The 13,451-nt window shown below is 63.9% G+C and carries 14 protein-coding genes and 4 tRNA genes; 11 read left to right on the top strand and 7 right to left on the bottom strand.

What is annotated here, in order from left to right:
• Positions 1-122 precede the first annotated feature (122 nt).
• The 6 genes from metE (at position 123) to ACQR3T_RS00065 (ending at position 6,523) form a co-directional block, all read left to right on the top strand.
• Positions 123-2,378 carry a 5-methyltetrahydropteroyltriglutamate--homocysteine S-methyltransferase gene (gene metE, locus ACQR3T_RS00090; protein WP_428692152.1) on the top strand — a complete coding sequence of 752 codons (2,256 nt, stop codon included), beginning with the start codon at positions 123-125 and terminating at the stop codon, positions 2,376-2,378.
• A gap of 107 nt (positions 2,379-2,485) precedes the next feature.
• Positions 2,486-3,532 carry an ABC transporter substrate-binding protein gene (locus ACQR3T_RS00085; protein ID WP_428692151.1) on the top strand — a complete coding sequence of 349 codons (1,047 nt, stop codon included), beginning with the start codon at positions 2,486-2,488 and terminating at the stop codon, positions 3,530-3,532.
• Between the two features lie 96 nt (positions 3,533-3,628).
• Positions 3,629-4,087, top strand: coding sequence for a MarR family winged helix-turn-helix transcriptional regulator (locus tag ACQR3T_RS00080; protein WP_428692150.1), 459 nt, complete (start codon positions 3,629-3,631; stop codon positions 4,085-4,087).
• Positions 4,084-4,509, top strand: coding sequence for an organic hydroperoxide resistance protein (locus tag ACQR3T_RS00075; protein ID WP_032377436.1), 426 nt, complete (start codon positions 4,084-4,086; stop codon positions 4,507-4,509). The genes ACQR3T_RS00080 and ACQR3T_RS00075 overlap by 4 nt, the downstream gene beginning before the upstream one ends.
• An 11-nt stretch (positions 4,510-4,520) precedes the next feature.
• Positions 4,521-5,516: an NADP-dependent oxidoreductase gene (locus ACQR3T_RS00070; protein ID WP_428692149.1), complete on the top strand. Its 996-nt coding sequence runs from the start codon at positions 4,521-4,523 to the stop codon at positions 5,514-5,516.
• 89 nt (positions 5,517-5,605) lie between these two features.
• A complete protein-coding gene (locus ACQR3T_RS00065; protein ID WP_428692148.1) occupies positions 5,606-6,523 on the top strand; it encodes a pseudouridine synthase in 918 nt (305 codons plus the stop codon).
• Here the strand turns inward: ACQR3T_RS00065 and ACQR3T_RS00060 are convergent.
• On the bottom strand, positions 6,450-7,568 hold the full coding sequence (locus ACQR3T_RS00060; protein ID WP_428692147.1) for a hypothetical protein: 1,119 nt from the start codon (positions 7,566-7,568) through the stop codon (positions 6,450-6,452). The two genes, ACQR3T_RS00065 and ACQR3T_RS00060, sit on opposite strands and share 74 nt — an antisense overlap.
• Before the next feature lie 90 nt (positions 7,569-7,658).
• On the opposite strand from ACQR3T_RS00060, the gene ACQR3T_RS00055 reads away from it, so the two are divergent.
• Both ACQR3T_RS00055 and ACQR3T_RS00050 read left to right on the top strand, forming a co-directional pair.
• Complete coding sequence (locus ACQR3T_RS00055; protein ID WP_032377437.1) at positions 7,659-8,243, top strand: helix-turn-helix domain-containing protein; 585 nt, start codon at positions 7,659-7,661, stop codon at positions 8,241-8,243.
• A gap of 90 nt (positions 8,244-8,333) precedes the next feature.
• A complete protein-coding gene (locus ACQR3T_RS00050; RefSeq protein WP_428692146.1) occupies positions 8,334-8,633 on the top strand; it encodes an ANTAR domain-containing protein in 300 nt (99 codons plus the stop codon).
• A gap of 14 nt (positions 8,634-8,647) precedes the next feature.
• Here ACQR3T_RS00050 and ACQR3T_RS00045 read toward each other — a convergent pair whose 3' ends face one another.
• From ACQR3T_RS00045 to ACQR3T_RS00020, 6 genes are all read right to left on the bottom strand, one after another.
• The gene (locus tag ACQR3T_RS00045) at positions 8,648-8,950 is read right to left on the bottom strand and encodes a hypothetical protein (protein WP_428692145.1); all 303 of its coding nucleotides are present in this window, start codon (positions 8,948-8,950) and stop codon (positions 8,648-8,650) included.
• Positions 8,951-9,034: 84 nt separating this feature from the next.
• Entirely contained in the window at positions 9,035-9,604 is a 570-nt protein-coding gene (locus ACQR3T_RS00040) for a DUF6584 family protein (RefSeq protein ID WP_032377440.1), read from the bottom strand.
• 117 nt (positions 9,605-9,721) lie between these two features.
• Positions 9,722-9,798, bottom strand: a tRNA-Phe gene (locus ACQR3T_RS00035).
• Positions 9,799-9,854: 56 nt separating this feature from the next.
• Positions 9,855-9,928, bottom strand: a tRNA-Asp gene (locus ACQR3T_RS00030).
• A gap of 124 nt (positions 9,929-10,052) precedes the next feature.
• Positions 10,053-10,125: transfer RNA gene (locus ACQR3T_RS00025), tRNA-Glu, on the bottom strand.
• A gap of 79 nt (positions 10,126-10,204) precedes the next feature.
• The gene (locus ACQR3T_RS00020; RefSeq protein ID WP_032377441.1) at positions 10,205-10,873 is read right to left on the bottom strand and encodes a TetR/AcrR family transcriptional regulator; all 669 of its coding nucleotides are present in this window, start codon (positions 10,871-10,873) and stop codon (positions 10,205-10,207) included.
• Between the two features lie 671 nt (positions 10,874-11,544).
• Between ACQR3T_RS00020 and ACQR3T_RS00015 the strand changes: the two genes are divergently transcribed.
• The 3 genes from ACQR3T_RS00015 to ACQR3T_RS00005 form a co-directional block, all read left to right on the top strand.
• Positions 11,545-12,798: a lipase family protein gene (locus tag ACQR3T_RS00015; protein WP_428692144.1), complete on the top strand. Its 1,254-nt coding sequence runs from the start codon at positions 11,545-11,547 to the stop codon at positions 12,796-12,798.
• Between the two features lie 67 nt (positions 12,799-12,865).
• Positions 12,866-12,941 (top strand) — tRNA-Lys (locus tag ACQR3T_RS00010).
• A gap of 261 nt (positions 12,942-13,202) precedes the next feature.
• The coding region (locus tag ACQR3T_RS00005; RefSeq protein WP_428692143.1) for an acyl-ACP desaturase at positions 13,203-13,451 on the top strand (249 nt) is incomplete at its 3' end.

The raw sequence follows: 13,451 nt of genomic DNA, 5'->3' as shown, positions 1-13,451 counted from the left end.
GCGGTTCACCGCCTCGTGGAATGGGCGCGTAACCCTGGTACGGCTGCTCGTGGGGCTCTCCGGGATGCGCGCGCCCGAGAAGGCGGTGCGCCATCGATGCAGCAGTCACCTGGAGAACTACCGTGAGTATCGAATTCACCGCCACCGTGCTCGGCTCGGCCCGTATCGGACCGAACCGAGAACTGAAGAAAGCCGTCGAATCCTATTGGGCCGGAACGCTCGACGCACCCGCACTCGAATCCGTTGCGCGGACGTTGCGCGAGAACACCTGGCGAGAACTCGTCGCCGCCGGACTCGATTCCGTTCCGGTGAACACCTTTTCGTACTACGACCACGTGCTCGACACCGCGGTCATGCTCGGCGCACTACCCGAGCGGGTTCGGATCATCGACAGCGAGCTGGACCGCTATTTCGCCGCCGCCCGAGGCAACGAGACCGTCGCACCACTCGAGATGACCAAGTGGTTCGACACCAACTACCACTACCTCGTGCCCGAAATCTCCCCCGCGACAACCTTTTCCCTGCACCCCGAGAAGGTGCTCGCCGAGCTCGAAGAAGCTCGCGCGCTCGATGTCCCGGCTCGACCGGTCGTCGTAGGACCGGTGACGTTCCTGTTGCTGTCGAAGGCTGTCGGCAGCAGCGCCCCGCTACTGGACCGCCTCGACGAGATTCTGCCGCTGTACGCGGAGCTGCTGACCAACCTCGCCGATGCCGGGGCGGAGTGGGTCCAGCTCGACGAACCTGCGCTCGTGGCCGATCGCACCCAGAGCGAGATCGACTGTGCGAAGAAGGCTTACGACTACCTGAGCGCGGTGTCGACGAGGCCTGCCATATTGCTGGCGTCGTACTTCGGTGACCTCGGTGCTGCACTGCCCGTGCTCGCGGCGACCGGCATCGAGGGATTGTCGATCGATCTGACGGTGCCGGGCACCGTGGAGCACGTTGCCGTGGTACCTGCGCTCGCGAGCAAGCACATAGTCGCGGGCGTCGTGGACGGGCGCAACATCTGGCGGTCGGATCTCGACAAGGCGCTGGCAACCTTGGCGAGCCTGTTGGGTAGTGCCGGCACGCTTGCGGTGTCGAGTTCGTGCTCGCTGCTGCATGTTCCGTACACCCTCGACGGAGAAACCGACATCGTCGATCCGCTCCGATCCTGGTTGGCCTTCGGTACCGAGAAGGTTGCCGAGGTGTCCGTTCTCGCCAGGGCACTACGACATGGGACCGAATCGGTGTCGGCCGAGCTCGAGCAGGCCAGGACCGCGCTCGAGACTCGTCGCACCGACCCCCGACTGCACGACGCGGCCGTTCGGGCACGTCTCGAAGCGGGAATTACCGTCGACCGCACCGCGGCCGAGGAACGCCGCCGGGCTCAGGCTGTGCGACTGGACTTGCCGTCGTTGCCGACGACCACCATCGGTTCGTATCCGCAGACCACGCAGATTCGACTCGCTCGGGCAGCCCTGCGCACCGGTGAGATCGACGACGCCGAATACGTGTCCCGAATGCAATCCGAGATCGCCGATGTGGTTGCACTGCAAGAGAACATCGGCCTCGACGTGCTGGTCCACGGCGAACCCGAGAGAAACGACATGGTGCAGTACTTCGCCGAGCAGCTCAGTGGCTTCGCGGCCACGTCGAACGGCTGGGTCCAGTCGTACGGATCTCGATGCGTCCGACCGCCGATTCTGTACGGCGACGTCTCGCGTCCGAAACCGATGACCGTGCATTGGTCCGAGTATGCGCAGTCGCTCACCGACAAGCCGGTCAAAGGCATGCTCACCGGCCCGGTGACGATTCTCGCGTGGTCGTTCGTCCGAGACGACATACCGTTGGCCGAATCCGCAGCCCAGATCGCCCTGGCGATTCGCGACGAGACGATCGATCTGGAGGGAGCGGGGATTCGCATCGTCCAGGTGGACGAACCTGCCCTTCGTGAGCTTCTCCCGCTGCGCTCGAAAGATACAGCGGCGTACCTGGAGTGGGCCGTGCGATCGTTCAAGATCTCGACATCCGGGGTGTCCGACGACACTCAGATCCACACGCATCTGTGCTACTCGGAGTTCGGTGAGATCATCGACGCGATCGTCGACCTGGACGCAGACGTGACGTCGATCGAGGCGGCCCGCTCGCACATGGAAGTACTCGACGACCTGAACTCCGTCGGATTCGACCTCGGTGTCGGCCCTGGCGTCTACGACATCCATTCACCGCGGGTGCCGAGCGTCGACGAGATCACCGAATCGCTACGTGCGGCATTGAAAGCCGTTCCTGCCGAAAGACTCTGGGTCAATCCCGACTGCGGACTCAAGACCCGCGGTGTGGCCGAGGTGGAGCGGTCGTTGAGAAATATGGTGCAGGCGGCGGCCGCGCTGCGCTGACCCCAGGTGAGCGGAACCTCGACCCCTGCTACGAAGTTCCGCTCACCTCGGTCGCGAGGTACAGGCTAGGCTTACCTGCCTACGCCCGCCCTGTGAAAGAGAACGAAGTGAAACGTCTACTCCTGGCCACCACGATCGCCGCAGTCACCGCGCTGACCACTGTCGCCTGCGGCGGCACCGCCGAGCAGACAGCCACGCCCTCCACCAGCGCAGAATCGGCCACCGTCGACGCCGTGACGGACGCACCGGGACCGACTGGCATCCCCGACGGTATGGGTTCGGGAGCGGCCGACGGAGTGTTCCCACGCACCGTCGGCCACTTCGGCGGCTCCACCGAGATCCCCGCCGAACCGAAGAAGATCGTCGTCATCGCCACCGGTCAGCTCGACGCAGCCCTCACCCTGGGCGTCGTACCGACCGGGGCCGCCTACGGTGACGGAGCCGAACTCGTGCCCGACTACATCAGCTTCTCGTTCCCCCAGTACACGGACCAGCTGACGCAGGTGGTGGACGTGGGCAACCGCCAGAGCGTCGACATCGAGGCCATCGCCGCCATCGAACCCGACCTCATCCTGGCGAACAAGACCGGCTCCGAGGACATCTACCCGACGCTCTCGACCATCGCACCGACCGTGCTCACCGAAGGCACCGGAGTGAACTGGAAGCAGGACTTCCTACTGCTCGCCGACGCGTTGGGCCGAACCGAGCAAGCGCAGTCCTTCATCGATACCTTCGTCTCCGACGCTGCAGCACTGGGCAACTCGGTCGCCGGCAGCAGCGGCACCCCCACGGTCTCCTTCGTCCGCTTCACCGCGGATCGGGCGCGAGTGTTCGGCGTCCCCTCGTTCGCCGGTTACATCGCCTGGGACGCCGGGCTGGCACGGCCGGAAAGTCAGCAGTTCGACAAGACCTCGCAGGACTTCAGCGAGGAGGAAATTCAGCTCGCGAACGCCGACTGGGTATTCGTATCGAGCCAGGACGCGGGAGCCGATTCGAGCGCCGCGTCCTACACCACCAACCCGCTGTGGACCGGTATGAGCGCAGCCACCGAGAACCACATCGTGCGCGTCGACGACGATCCTTGGTACCTCAATGCAGGCCCGACTGCGGCAACGATCGTGCTCGACGGCCTGAAGAGCGCCCTACAGAGCTGATCCTCGTCGTGCGCGTTTTGCGCGTTCAGGACCACGCAAAACGCGCACGAGGGTTTTAGGTTGCGTACAACTTAACCGTGCACTACTGTTCTTCACGTGACCAACGAACTCGCACTCGACCGTCAGGTGTGCTTCGCGCTGTACTCCGCATCGCGGGCTACCACCGCGGTGTATCGCCCGATGCTCGACGAGCTCGGCGTCACGTATCCGCAGTACCTCGTGCTGCTGGTGCTGTGGGAGAAGGACGGGCGCGGCGTCAAGGAGATCTGCGCCGAACTCGACCTGGACACCGGCACTCTCTCACCGATGCTCAAGCGACTCGAAGGCCTCGGTTTCATCGAGCGTCGACGGTTGAGCACCGACGAACGCCGCGTCGAAATCCACCTCACCGAGACCGGAAGCGCCATGCGCGCAAAGGCACTCGACATTCCACGCAAGCTGGCCGAGAAGACCGGCATGAACGTCGACGATCTCGTCAGACTCAAAGAAGCGCTCGACGCATTGACGAGCGCTCTGCATCACCCCGATTCGAGCACGACAGAAGGAGAATCATGAAGACCATCTACACCGCCGAAGCCCTCGCGACCGGAGAGGGCCGCAACGGCCACGCCCGCACCTCCGACGGACGTCTCGATCTCGACCTCGCCATCCCGGAGGCCATGGGCGGCAGCGGCAACGGCACCAACCCCGAGCAGCTCTTCGCCGCGGGCTATGCCGCGTGCTTCCATTCCGCACTGCAGATGGTGGCGCGCCAGGACAAGGCCGACGTCACCGATTCGGCCGTCGGCGCTCGTGTCGACATCGGCCCGAACGACGCAGGCGGCTTCCAGCTCGCCGTCACCCTCGAGGTGACTCTGCCGAACCTGAGCCGCGACGACGCGCAGGCCCTGGCCGACAAGGCCCATCAGGTCTGCCCGTACTCCAACGCCACCCGCGGCAACATCGACGTCACCGTCACCGTCACAGAAGACGAGTAAGAGGAAACACCATGAAGGCACACGAAATTCACCTCGCGTCCCGCCCAGAAGGCTGGCCGACCGAAGACAACTTTCGCGCGGAGGTCGTCGACCTCCCCGAACTCGCGGACGGGCAGATCCTCGTTCGCAACATCGTGATGTCGGTCGATCCGTACATGCGTGGTCGGATGAACGACGTGAAGTCCTACGTCCCGCCGTTCCAGATCGACGCCCCGCTCGACGGAGGTGCCGTCGGCGAGATCGTCGAGTCCAAGGCCGATGGCTTCGCGGTGGGCGACGCGGTTCTGCACGGCAAGGGCTGGCGCGATCTCGCCGTCGTTCCGGCCAAGGGAGCGAGCAAGGTCGACCTCTCGGCCGCGAAAGCATCCGCCTACCTGAGCGCACTGGGAATGACCGGAACGACGGCGTACGCCGGACTGACCGAAGTTGCCTCGTTCAAGGAGGGTGACGTCGTCTTCGTCTCCGGCGCTGCCGGAGCAGTCGGGTCGCTCGTCGGCCAGATCGCCAAGGCGCTCGGCGCTTCCCGCGTCATCGGCAGTGCCGGATCCCCGGCCAAGGTCGCCCGCCTGCTCGAGCTCGGTTTCGACGTAGCATTCGATTACCACGACGGTCCTGTTGCCGAGCAGCTCCGCACAGCTGCACCGGACGGCATCGATGTGTACTTCGACAACGTCGGCGGCGAGCACCTCGAAGCCGCCATCGGTTCGATGAACAAGTTCGGCCGAATTGCCATGTGCGGAGCCATCGCTCAGTACAACTCCACCGAGCCGACTCCTGCTCCGCGCAACCTCGCGCTGGCGATCGGCAAGGAGCTGACGCTCAAGGGCTTCATCGTCGGCTCCTACGCCCACGTCACCGAGGAGTTCCGCGCGAAGATGACCGAGTGGCTGGGCAGCGGTGCCATCGAATTCGACGAGACGGTCGTCGACGGTCTCGACAACGCTCCCTCGGCGTTCATCGGTCTGATGAAGGGCGAGAACACCGGCAAGATGGTCGTCACCATCTAGGTCGGACTCGAACAGTTCCACCGCAGACCACACCCCGGCCGGAATTTCCGGCCGGGGTGTTTCCATGTCGACCGATTACAGTCGTGACCATGCCCGCCGCTCCCCTGCCGTTGCGCGACGGCCTCGACCCCACTCGGGTCCGGATGCCCGATATCGCAACCGGGGCCACCGTGCTCGAATACCTGTGTGCACGGTTTCCGCAGGACGCGGCGAGGCTGACCGAGAAGGTGGCGGGCGGCGAAATCGTCGACGCGGCAGGCATACCCATCGATTCGGCGACCGTCGCGAGGCCACGTGCGGACATCTATCTCTACCGCGACCCGCCGGTGGAGCCGACGGTTCCGTTCTCCCTCGACGTCCTCCATCGCGACGAGAATCTACTGGTGGTCGACAAGCCGCATTTTCTGGCCACCACTCCGCGCGGCGCATACGTCGCTCGCTCGGCCCTCGTTCTGCTCCGACGCCGATTCGACCTGCCCGAGCTGAGCCCGGCACACCGTCTGGACAGGCTCACCGCGGGGGTTCTGGTGTTCACCGTGCGTCAGCAGGCTCGCCGGCCGTACCAGGAGCTGTTCGCTCAACGCACCATCACCAAGCAGTACGAGGCGATCGCCCCACTCGCTCACGAACTCCGGTTCCCGTTGACGGTGCGCAGTCGAATCGTCAAGGAGCGCGGCGTTCTTCAGGCCGTGGAGGTACCGGGCGAACCCAATGCCGAGACACTCGTGGACCTGATCGACACCGTCGGGTCCTATGGCCTGTATCGATTGCACCCCCATACCGGGAAGACGCATCAACTTCGGGTTCATCTGTGCTCGTTGGGTATTCCGATCGTCGGCGACAACTTCTATCCCTCGTTCCGTGAGGTCGCCGGCGACGACTACTCCGATCCGCTCCGGCTGCTGGCCCGTTCGATCGAATTCGTCGATCCACTCACTGGTCTGATCCGACGGTTCGAGAGCAATCGCAGTCTCGATCCTCCTGCAGCACAACAGAGTTCTCGATGATCTCGGTGGTGCGCACCGTGATGCGATGCGAGATGACAGCGAGCGCGAACAGTCCGATCGCTACGTTACCCAGCGCGGTGAAACCCTCCTGAGCAAAATCCACCAACGCGTTGAGCAAAGTGAATATCAACGCCGACACGCGGAGGGTGCGCAGCGGCCAGAGCGGACCGTCCTTCCGCAACCGCAGCATCGCAGGGAGCGCCGAGGCGAACGTGATGCACGCACTGACGAACAGGATCCCGCTGGCGATGCCCATTCCGTCGACGTCGATCGTCAGGTCTCGGCGATCGATGTGCAGGTCTCCGAGAACCAGTTCGACGATCCCGAACACGACGCCTGCACCGGAGATCAGAACCAGTCCCCAGCCGACGACGGGAACCCACCGGGCACTGGTGAAGAACGCCGGGATCAGCCGGGGAACGAACTGACGCAAGGAATGGGTGCGTGACGTCGACCGACCACAGGTGCCGAGCACCATCCTGATGCCGGCCACGGTGTCCGGATCGGCTCCCTCCGCCTCGGCCCGCACGAGCATCCGCAGCGCCCAGTCGCGGCGGTGATCGGGGAGTCCGTGCCCGACGCCATCGGCGGCGATTGCAGCCGCGTTGGCCAGCGACTCACCCCGAGAGGGCCGACGGAACTCGCGGACGATCCTGCTGAACACCAACAGCAGGACCACCAGGACGTACATGATTTCCGAGGACGGGCCGTAGAAGTAGTCGTTGTCCTTGGTGACGAACTTGCCCACCTCGTCGAGAAACAACCCGAACCCGACACCGCCGAGCAGCACGGTGAACACTCGAACACCGAACCCGATGAACATCCAGCCGACCAGCAGAGCCAACATCATCGCCGCGCCGCCGTACAGGGCATGCGCGATGTGCAGCGACTTGCCACCGACCTGGGGGTAATGGGTCGCCTCCAGGTACGCCCTGGTGATCAGAATGGTCGCAATGGCCACGACCATGAAGGCCTCGGACGCGGGGCTACCGTAGGCGTCACGAATCACGCCCCTACGTCGTACGCGCCCAGCACGAGCGGTCATGAAGCGAGTATGTGCCGTCCGCCGCCGTCCACGGGCAGTTTTACCCCTGCAAGACTTGACAAATTCGTTTGCTGAAACTGCAATACAGGGATGAAGGAAGCAGCGGCAAGCCTCGACGAGGTCATCGCGGGCCTCGGTCCCCGCCTCAAACGCATCAGGATGGAGAAGAACACCACCCTGGCGTCACTGTCCGAGACCACGGGAATCTCGATCAGCACGCTCTCACGTCTCGAATCCGGCGACCGCAAACCGAGCCTGGAACTCCTGTGGCCGATAGCCCGGGCCCATCAGATGGCGCTCGACGATCTGGTGACCGCGCCGCCTGTCGCCGACCCTCGGGTGCGCACGACGGCCACCGTTCGCGAACACGTGACAATTCTTCCCCTGACTCTGCGCCCGGGCGGACTGCAGGCCTACAAACTTCTGGTCCGACCCGAGGACTCCGAGCCTCGCCCCAGAACGCACGAGGGATACGAGTGGCTCTACGTGCTCGACGGCACCCTGCGGCTGATTCTCGGCGAGCACGATCTGACGATGAAACCCGGTGAGGCAGCCGAATTCGACACCCGGGTACCGCACTGGTTCGGTGCCGTCGGGAACCGGCCGGTGGAGCTGCTGAGCCTGTTCGGACCCCAGGGCGAGCGGATGCACGTGCGGGCGAAACCGACGGTATGAAATGTCATGTCGGTGTGAGACAGTGAAGCCCGCTCGACGCCAGGATCCGCTTCGGTCATCCGCACCGACCACACCATCTCGAGGAAAAAGATGACCGACAGACTTCCCGAATCGCCTGCATCGCGCACTCACGTGGACATCGCAACCGGAGTGCTCATCGGAATCCACGGTGGATCCGTTGCCGACGCCATCGACGAGCTGTTCACGACAGCAAGGCAGCATCGAGTCAGTCTGTTCGAGCTCTCCCGCACGCTCATCACCGTCGCGGAGGGCCGCGATATCGAGCGATCCTCGGCCACCGATGCCGTGTATGCGGTGTGGGGCTCGGCCCTCGGCCGTCGCGGCGCCGAGGCTACGTTCGGCTCGGTCACCGATTCCGCGGCGGTCTGAACCACGCAGACCGGCTAACCGCGCACAGCCGGATCGGTGCGCAGTTCCGGAAACCGGGCCGTCATCGCATCGATGTGGCGATACATCTCGTAGAGCTCGGCCCGGAGCGTCGACGCCTCGGACTCGAACGCTCGGGCTCGGGATTCTGCGCGGTCCGCGCGAGCTCGAAATGCCTTGGACTGTGTGCTTTCGATGGATGCCGAGCACGTCTGGATGTGTTCGGCCAATCCTCGGGCGAACACCCTCGCCTGTTCGAGGTTGACGGCATAATTGTCGTCTCGCGGAGCCGGTGACGGCGCGCCGTTAGCTGTGCCCATGAAAACTCGTCACCCTCGATCGTCGGCCGGAAATTCTTTCGCGACTCTACGCCCGGCGTCGGATACTTCGTCCGTGAACCGGCATCAGCCGAAGACGAGCGCTAGGACCACCGATGCCGAGGTGGCAGCAATGGCGATGACGATGGTCGCCGCGATCGCGCGCTGCCGCACCGTTCGGTAACTCGACCCTGGGCGGTCGTACTCCGAGTCGTCCTGATCGTCGTCCGAGCCGTAGAAGTCGTCGGAGTTCAGCCCGTCCTCGTCGAAGTAGACGACGTCACGCGGCGGCACCCAGCGCTGACCGTTGGCTTCGACGGCGGCCTCGAGTCGTTCGAGACGGACCCGAGCCCGGCCCGGATACCAGTCCGAGGGCGCGTGGATGGGAAGAGCCTCGGCCAGGGCCAACGGTGACCGGTACTGCCTCTGCAGTGCGGCGAATGCAGCCGACGCCGTTGGATCGTCGTCGGATTTGTCGGTGAGGAACCATGCTGCGCCTGCGGCCGCGCGGTCGCCGAGCACAAGATGGGTGTACGCGAGCAGTTCGAGAATGCCCGGCGAGGCCGGGTTCCGACGCAGGGCGCGAACGAGCCGATCCCGAGCACCGATGGTGTCTCCACGCGCAAGATCCTCTTGCGCTCGATCGATCACGTCCACGCGTCGACCTTATCGCTCGACGAGCGATGTCGTCTCGGCACGGAGGCGTCGTGACCACGAAAAAGCCCCTCCCGGATGACGGAAGGGGCTTTCATCGAGCATGTCGATCCAAATCCGTGGTGGCCAGGGCCGGGATCGAACCGGCGACCTTCCGCTTTTCAGGCGGACGCTCGTACCAACTGAGCTACCTGGCCGGGCGGCACCGGTAAAACAATGCCATCGCAATGTCGGTGATTTCGCACCGATGTTGCGACCCTGACGGGACTCGAACCCGCGACCTCCGCCGTGACAGGGCGGCGCGCTAACCAACTGCGCCACAGGGCCTTGCTGTTGTTGCCGCGCTATTTCTAGCGCAGTAACTCTCCGAACTGCAAATCCGCACCTCGTGAAGAGTGAGACGAAGACTGCTGTACTGCCGACCGGGTTGTCAAACCGATCTCTTCCTACGTACCCCCTACGGGATTCGAACCCGCGCTACCGCCTTGAAAGGGCGGCGTCCTAGGCCGCTAGACGAAGGGGGCCCGCCGAACTGCTTCGACGTTACCCTCAACGGCGTTCCGTTGGGAGCTGGGATAGCTTAGGACACTTTCGCTGTAAATCTCAAACCGGCAGGTCAGAGGTGGTTTTCGCGCAGTTTTCGCCGTAGTGCTCCCACCCGTGCAGTTTGAATTCCGCGAGCCAACGCTCGGACGCCATGGCCAAGAGAACGACCTCGACGGACTCCTCGAACCGCTCGCGCAGATCCGCGTTGTCGGCCACCAGATCGGACATGTAGCGCTGACCTGCCATCGACGCAGCGAGGACGCGGACGAACTTGGCCGCGTCGAACTCCGGCTTGAGGTCCCCCATCGCCAGAGCGCGCTCGGCCTGCTTGTGACCTTGCGCTCCCCACACTCGCCCGCCGCCGGAATGCACCTCGGCGTAGAACTCGGGCTCGACTATCAGCCGGAATTCGGCACGCACGATCACGTCGTTCTGGAAGTTCTGCGCTATGTCGTCCACGATGCCCCGGATGACATAGAAGGGGTGTGCGGTGGTGTCGGCCCACTTCTCCGTTATCGCCACATACCGATCCAACCCGGCCGCGAGCACCGCTCTGGCCAGATCCTCCTTGGATTGGAAATGGAAATACATCGCACCCTTGGTGGCGTTCGAGCCTTCCAAGATGGTGTTGACGGATGCTGCTGCGTATCCACGCTTGGCGAATTCCGCCGCCGCCGCCTCTACGATGGCCGCCCGGGTCCGCCGTGCGCGCTCCTGTTGTGCCATTTACTTCGTGCCTCCGAGCCCAAGCGCCCTGCGTATCCACAGGTAGTACAGATAGAGAGTACTTCACCCGAACGACACACGAGTCGACTCACCAGCGGTTCGGTTCGACGGGCACTGCCGACAGAAAATTTGATTAGGCAACCAAAACAAGCCTGATGGTATGGTCTGCGCGGCTCGAGTGCGCTGCAGGGGGTGCGCACTCGAGCCGCTTCACTACCCGGGTACCACCCATCGACAACCACCCGTCCTCATCGCACCCGCACCGTGTCGCACCTCCACCGCGACCACCCGTGCCGTCACCGGATCCGAAGCCGAAAGCGCGCACATCGCCCGATCGACACCTCGAGAACGAAACCGTCGACGCGGTGCCCGACAGTCTCGGGCACCTTCCTCGCTTTCAGTTGAAAGCCGAATTACATTTGCCCATAACAAGTCTCGAGTTACCTTGATTCGCCAAGGTCGTTAGCATATCAAATCTATTGCATGCCAGTGCCTTACGCGAACGAATTTGTCGAGTACATCCAAATCCCAAGTTGGATAATCGATGTCGAAGCAACCGGCAGATAACGTTTTCGACACTTTCGCCATTTCGCACACCCCTCGCGATCGCATCAGCTTACTGTGAGCTGCATCACACATCCGGCTCTGCCTATCGGAAACGAGTGCACGCCATGAGGGGATCGGTCCGAATATTTCGTTCCATGACAACGCTTTTCGCCGTCTCGCTTCTGCTGATCCCGACAACCAGCACGGCGATCGCAGACCCCTTCGGCAACTTCGTGGCCCCCGTTCCCGATCCCGCCCTCTACTTACCCACCCCGCTCGGCGAGCCCTGGTTCGATCCGCCCGCCGGCTACGAACAGCACCCACCCGGGTCCGTCCTGGCAACCCGACAGGTCACCGTCGGGCCGCTGTTCACCCCCGTCAGGTCGACGCAAATCCTGTTCCGTACCAACGATTCCAAGGATCGGCCGGTCGCGGGTGTCACCACGATCATCGTGCCCTCGGCACCGTGGACGGGACCCGGTAGCCGGCCGGTAGTGGCGTACAACATGGCCATCGACTCACTCGGAAACACCTGCGCTCCGTCGTGGACCCTCCCTCGCGGAATCGCGCCGGAGATCGTTCCGGTGCAGTCGTTCCTGGCGAAGAACTATGCCGTCGTCGTCACCGATCATCAGGGGCCGCGCCAGGGATATGCCGCGGGACCGATGGCGGGCCACGCCATCCTGGACGCCCTCCGCGCGATGGTGAAACTGCCCGAGCTGGGCTTGCCTGCAGAGTCTCCGATCGCTGCGACGGGATATTCCGGGGGTGCCATCGCTTCCGGATGGGCCGCGCAGCTGGCTCCCACCTACGCCCCGGACGTGAATCTCGTCGGCGTGGCGTTCGGCGGTGCACCCACCGACTACCGCATTCTGCTGCATTCGCTCAACGGAACGGTGGGGTCGACACTGTTCCTGTCGGCCACGCTCGGAGTCGCCCGAGAGTATCCCGAGATGTTCTCGTTGATGAACGCCAACGGTCTGCGCCTGGCCACCATCGCCAAGGACATGTGCATCTACCTCACCGCCCCGGGAGGCCTGGTGGCTCCCATTCCAGCACAAGCCCTTTCGGACATTCCGGACGTCGATCGGACGCCGATCGCCGAGCAGATCATCGCGTCGACACGCATGGGTGGAGACCGGACACCGACCGTCCCCGTCTTCATCTATCACGGGCAGCAAGAGTTCTGGATACCCGCGGAAGGGGCCGAGAACCTGTACGACGAGTGGTGCGCCAACGGCGCGAGCGTCCGATTGGAGGAATACATCGGCGAGCATCTCGTCGTCGCGGTGACCGGAATCCCCGGTGCGTTCGCCTGGATCGACGACCGTCTGGCCGGCATTCCTGCGCCGAGCGGGTGCAGCAGCTTCGGACGCTGACCCATCGGTAGCAGTGTCGGGGGTACATGCCGTCGGCGCCGCGCGGCCCGTTACACTTTCGAGCCGCGCCCCTATAGCTCAGTTGGTAGAGCTACGGACTTTTAATCCGCAGGTCGTAGGTTCGAGTCCTACTGGGGGCACCACACACTTCCCGGGTAACAGGGATCACACCTGCCCGGTACGTACACTCGGGAGTAACGATCGGCCGAGACGAAGCGACGTGCAGGGGGAACTGCAACAGTCGCGACAGGCCGACCGGTCGATCGACATTGGGGGGATTCGGGTCGGTCGACATCGGACATCACGACTGCCGGAACAGCAAGTGAACAGGCGCGACACGGTTCACACCGAACCTACGGTGCCGTAAGCTGGACCGGTCGTACGCAATCTATGGAGGCGATCTAATGGCGAGGGATCTGACACAGCTCGAGCTTCTGCAGGAGCTGGTACCCACTGCCGAAGACAACGTGAACCGTCACATCACGATGGCGCGCGAATGGCATCCCCACGACTACGTGCCGTGGGACGAAGGCCGCAACTTCGCCGCTTTGGGCGGCCAGGACTACGACCCCGAACAGTCCAAGCTCTCCGACGTCGCCCAAGCCGCGATGATCACCAACCTGCTCACCGAGGACAACCTGCCCTCCTACCAC

Origin of the sequence: Rhodococcus sp. IEGM1428, from assembly GCF_050321865.1 — a bacterium.
Classification (GTDB): domain Bacteria; phylum Actinomycetota; class Actinomycetes; order Mycobacteriales; family Mycobacteriaceae; genus Rhodococcoides.
This window is presented reverse-complemented; position numbering and strand designations above follow the sequence as displayed.

What these genes read in the sequence shown, in the direction of transcription:
- ACQR3T_RS00055 (WP_032377437.1), top strand. Translation starts at nt 7,659, where the DNA reads ATGAAGGAAGCAGCGGCAAGCCTCGACGAGGTCATCGCGGGCCTCGGT.
- ACQR3T_RS00060 (WP_428692147.1), bottom strand. Translation starts at nt 7,568, where the DNA reads ATGACCGCTCGTGCTGGGCGCGTACGACGTAGGGGCGTGATTCGTGAC.
- ACQR3T_RS00065 (WP_428692148.1), top strand. Translation starts at nt 5,606, where the DNA reads ATGCCCGCCGCTCCCCTGCCGTTGCGCGACGGCCTCGACCCCACTCGG.
- ACQR3T_RS00015 (WP_428692144.1), top strand. Translation starts at nt 11,545, where the DNA reads ATGAGGGGATCGGTCCGAATATTTCGTTCCATGACAACGCTTTTCGCC.
- ACQR3T_RS00070 (WP_428692149.1), top strand. Translation starts at nt 4,521, where the DNA reads ATGAAGGCACACGAAATTCACCTCGCGTCCCGCCCAGAAGGCTGGCCG.
- ACQR3T_RS00050 (WP_428692146.1), top strand. Translation starts at nt 8,334, where the DNA reads ATGACCGACAGACTTCCCGAATCGCCTGCATCGCGCACTCACGTGGAC.
- ACQR3T_RS00075 (WP_032377436.1), top strand. Translation starts at nt 4,084, where the DNA reads ATGAAGACCATCTACACCGCCGAAGCCCTCGCGACCGGAGAGGGCCGC.
- ACQR3T_RS00020 (WP_032377441.1), bottom strand. Translation starts at nt 10,873, where the DNA reads ATGGCACAACAGGAGCGCGCACGGCGGACCCGGGCGGCCATCGTAGAG.
- ACQR3T_RS00045 (WP_428692145.1), bottom strand. Translation starts at nt 8,950, where the DNA reads ATGGGCACAGCTAACGGCGCGCCGTCACCGGCTCCGCGAGACGACAAT.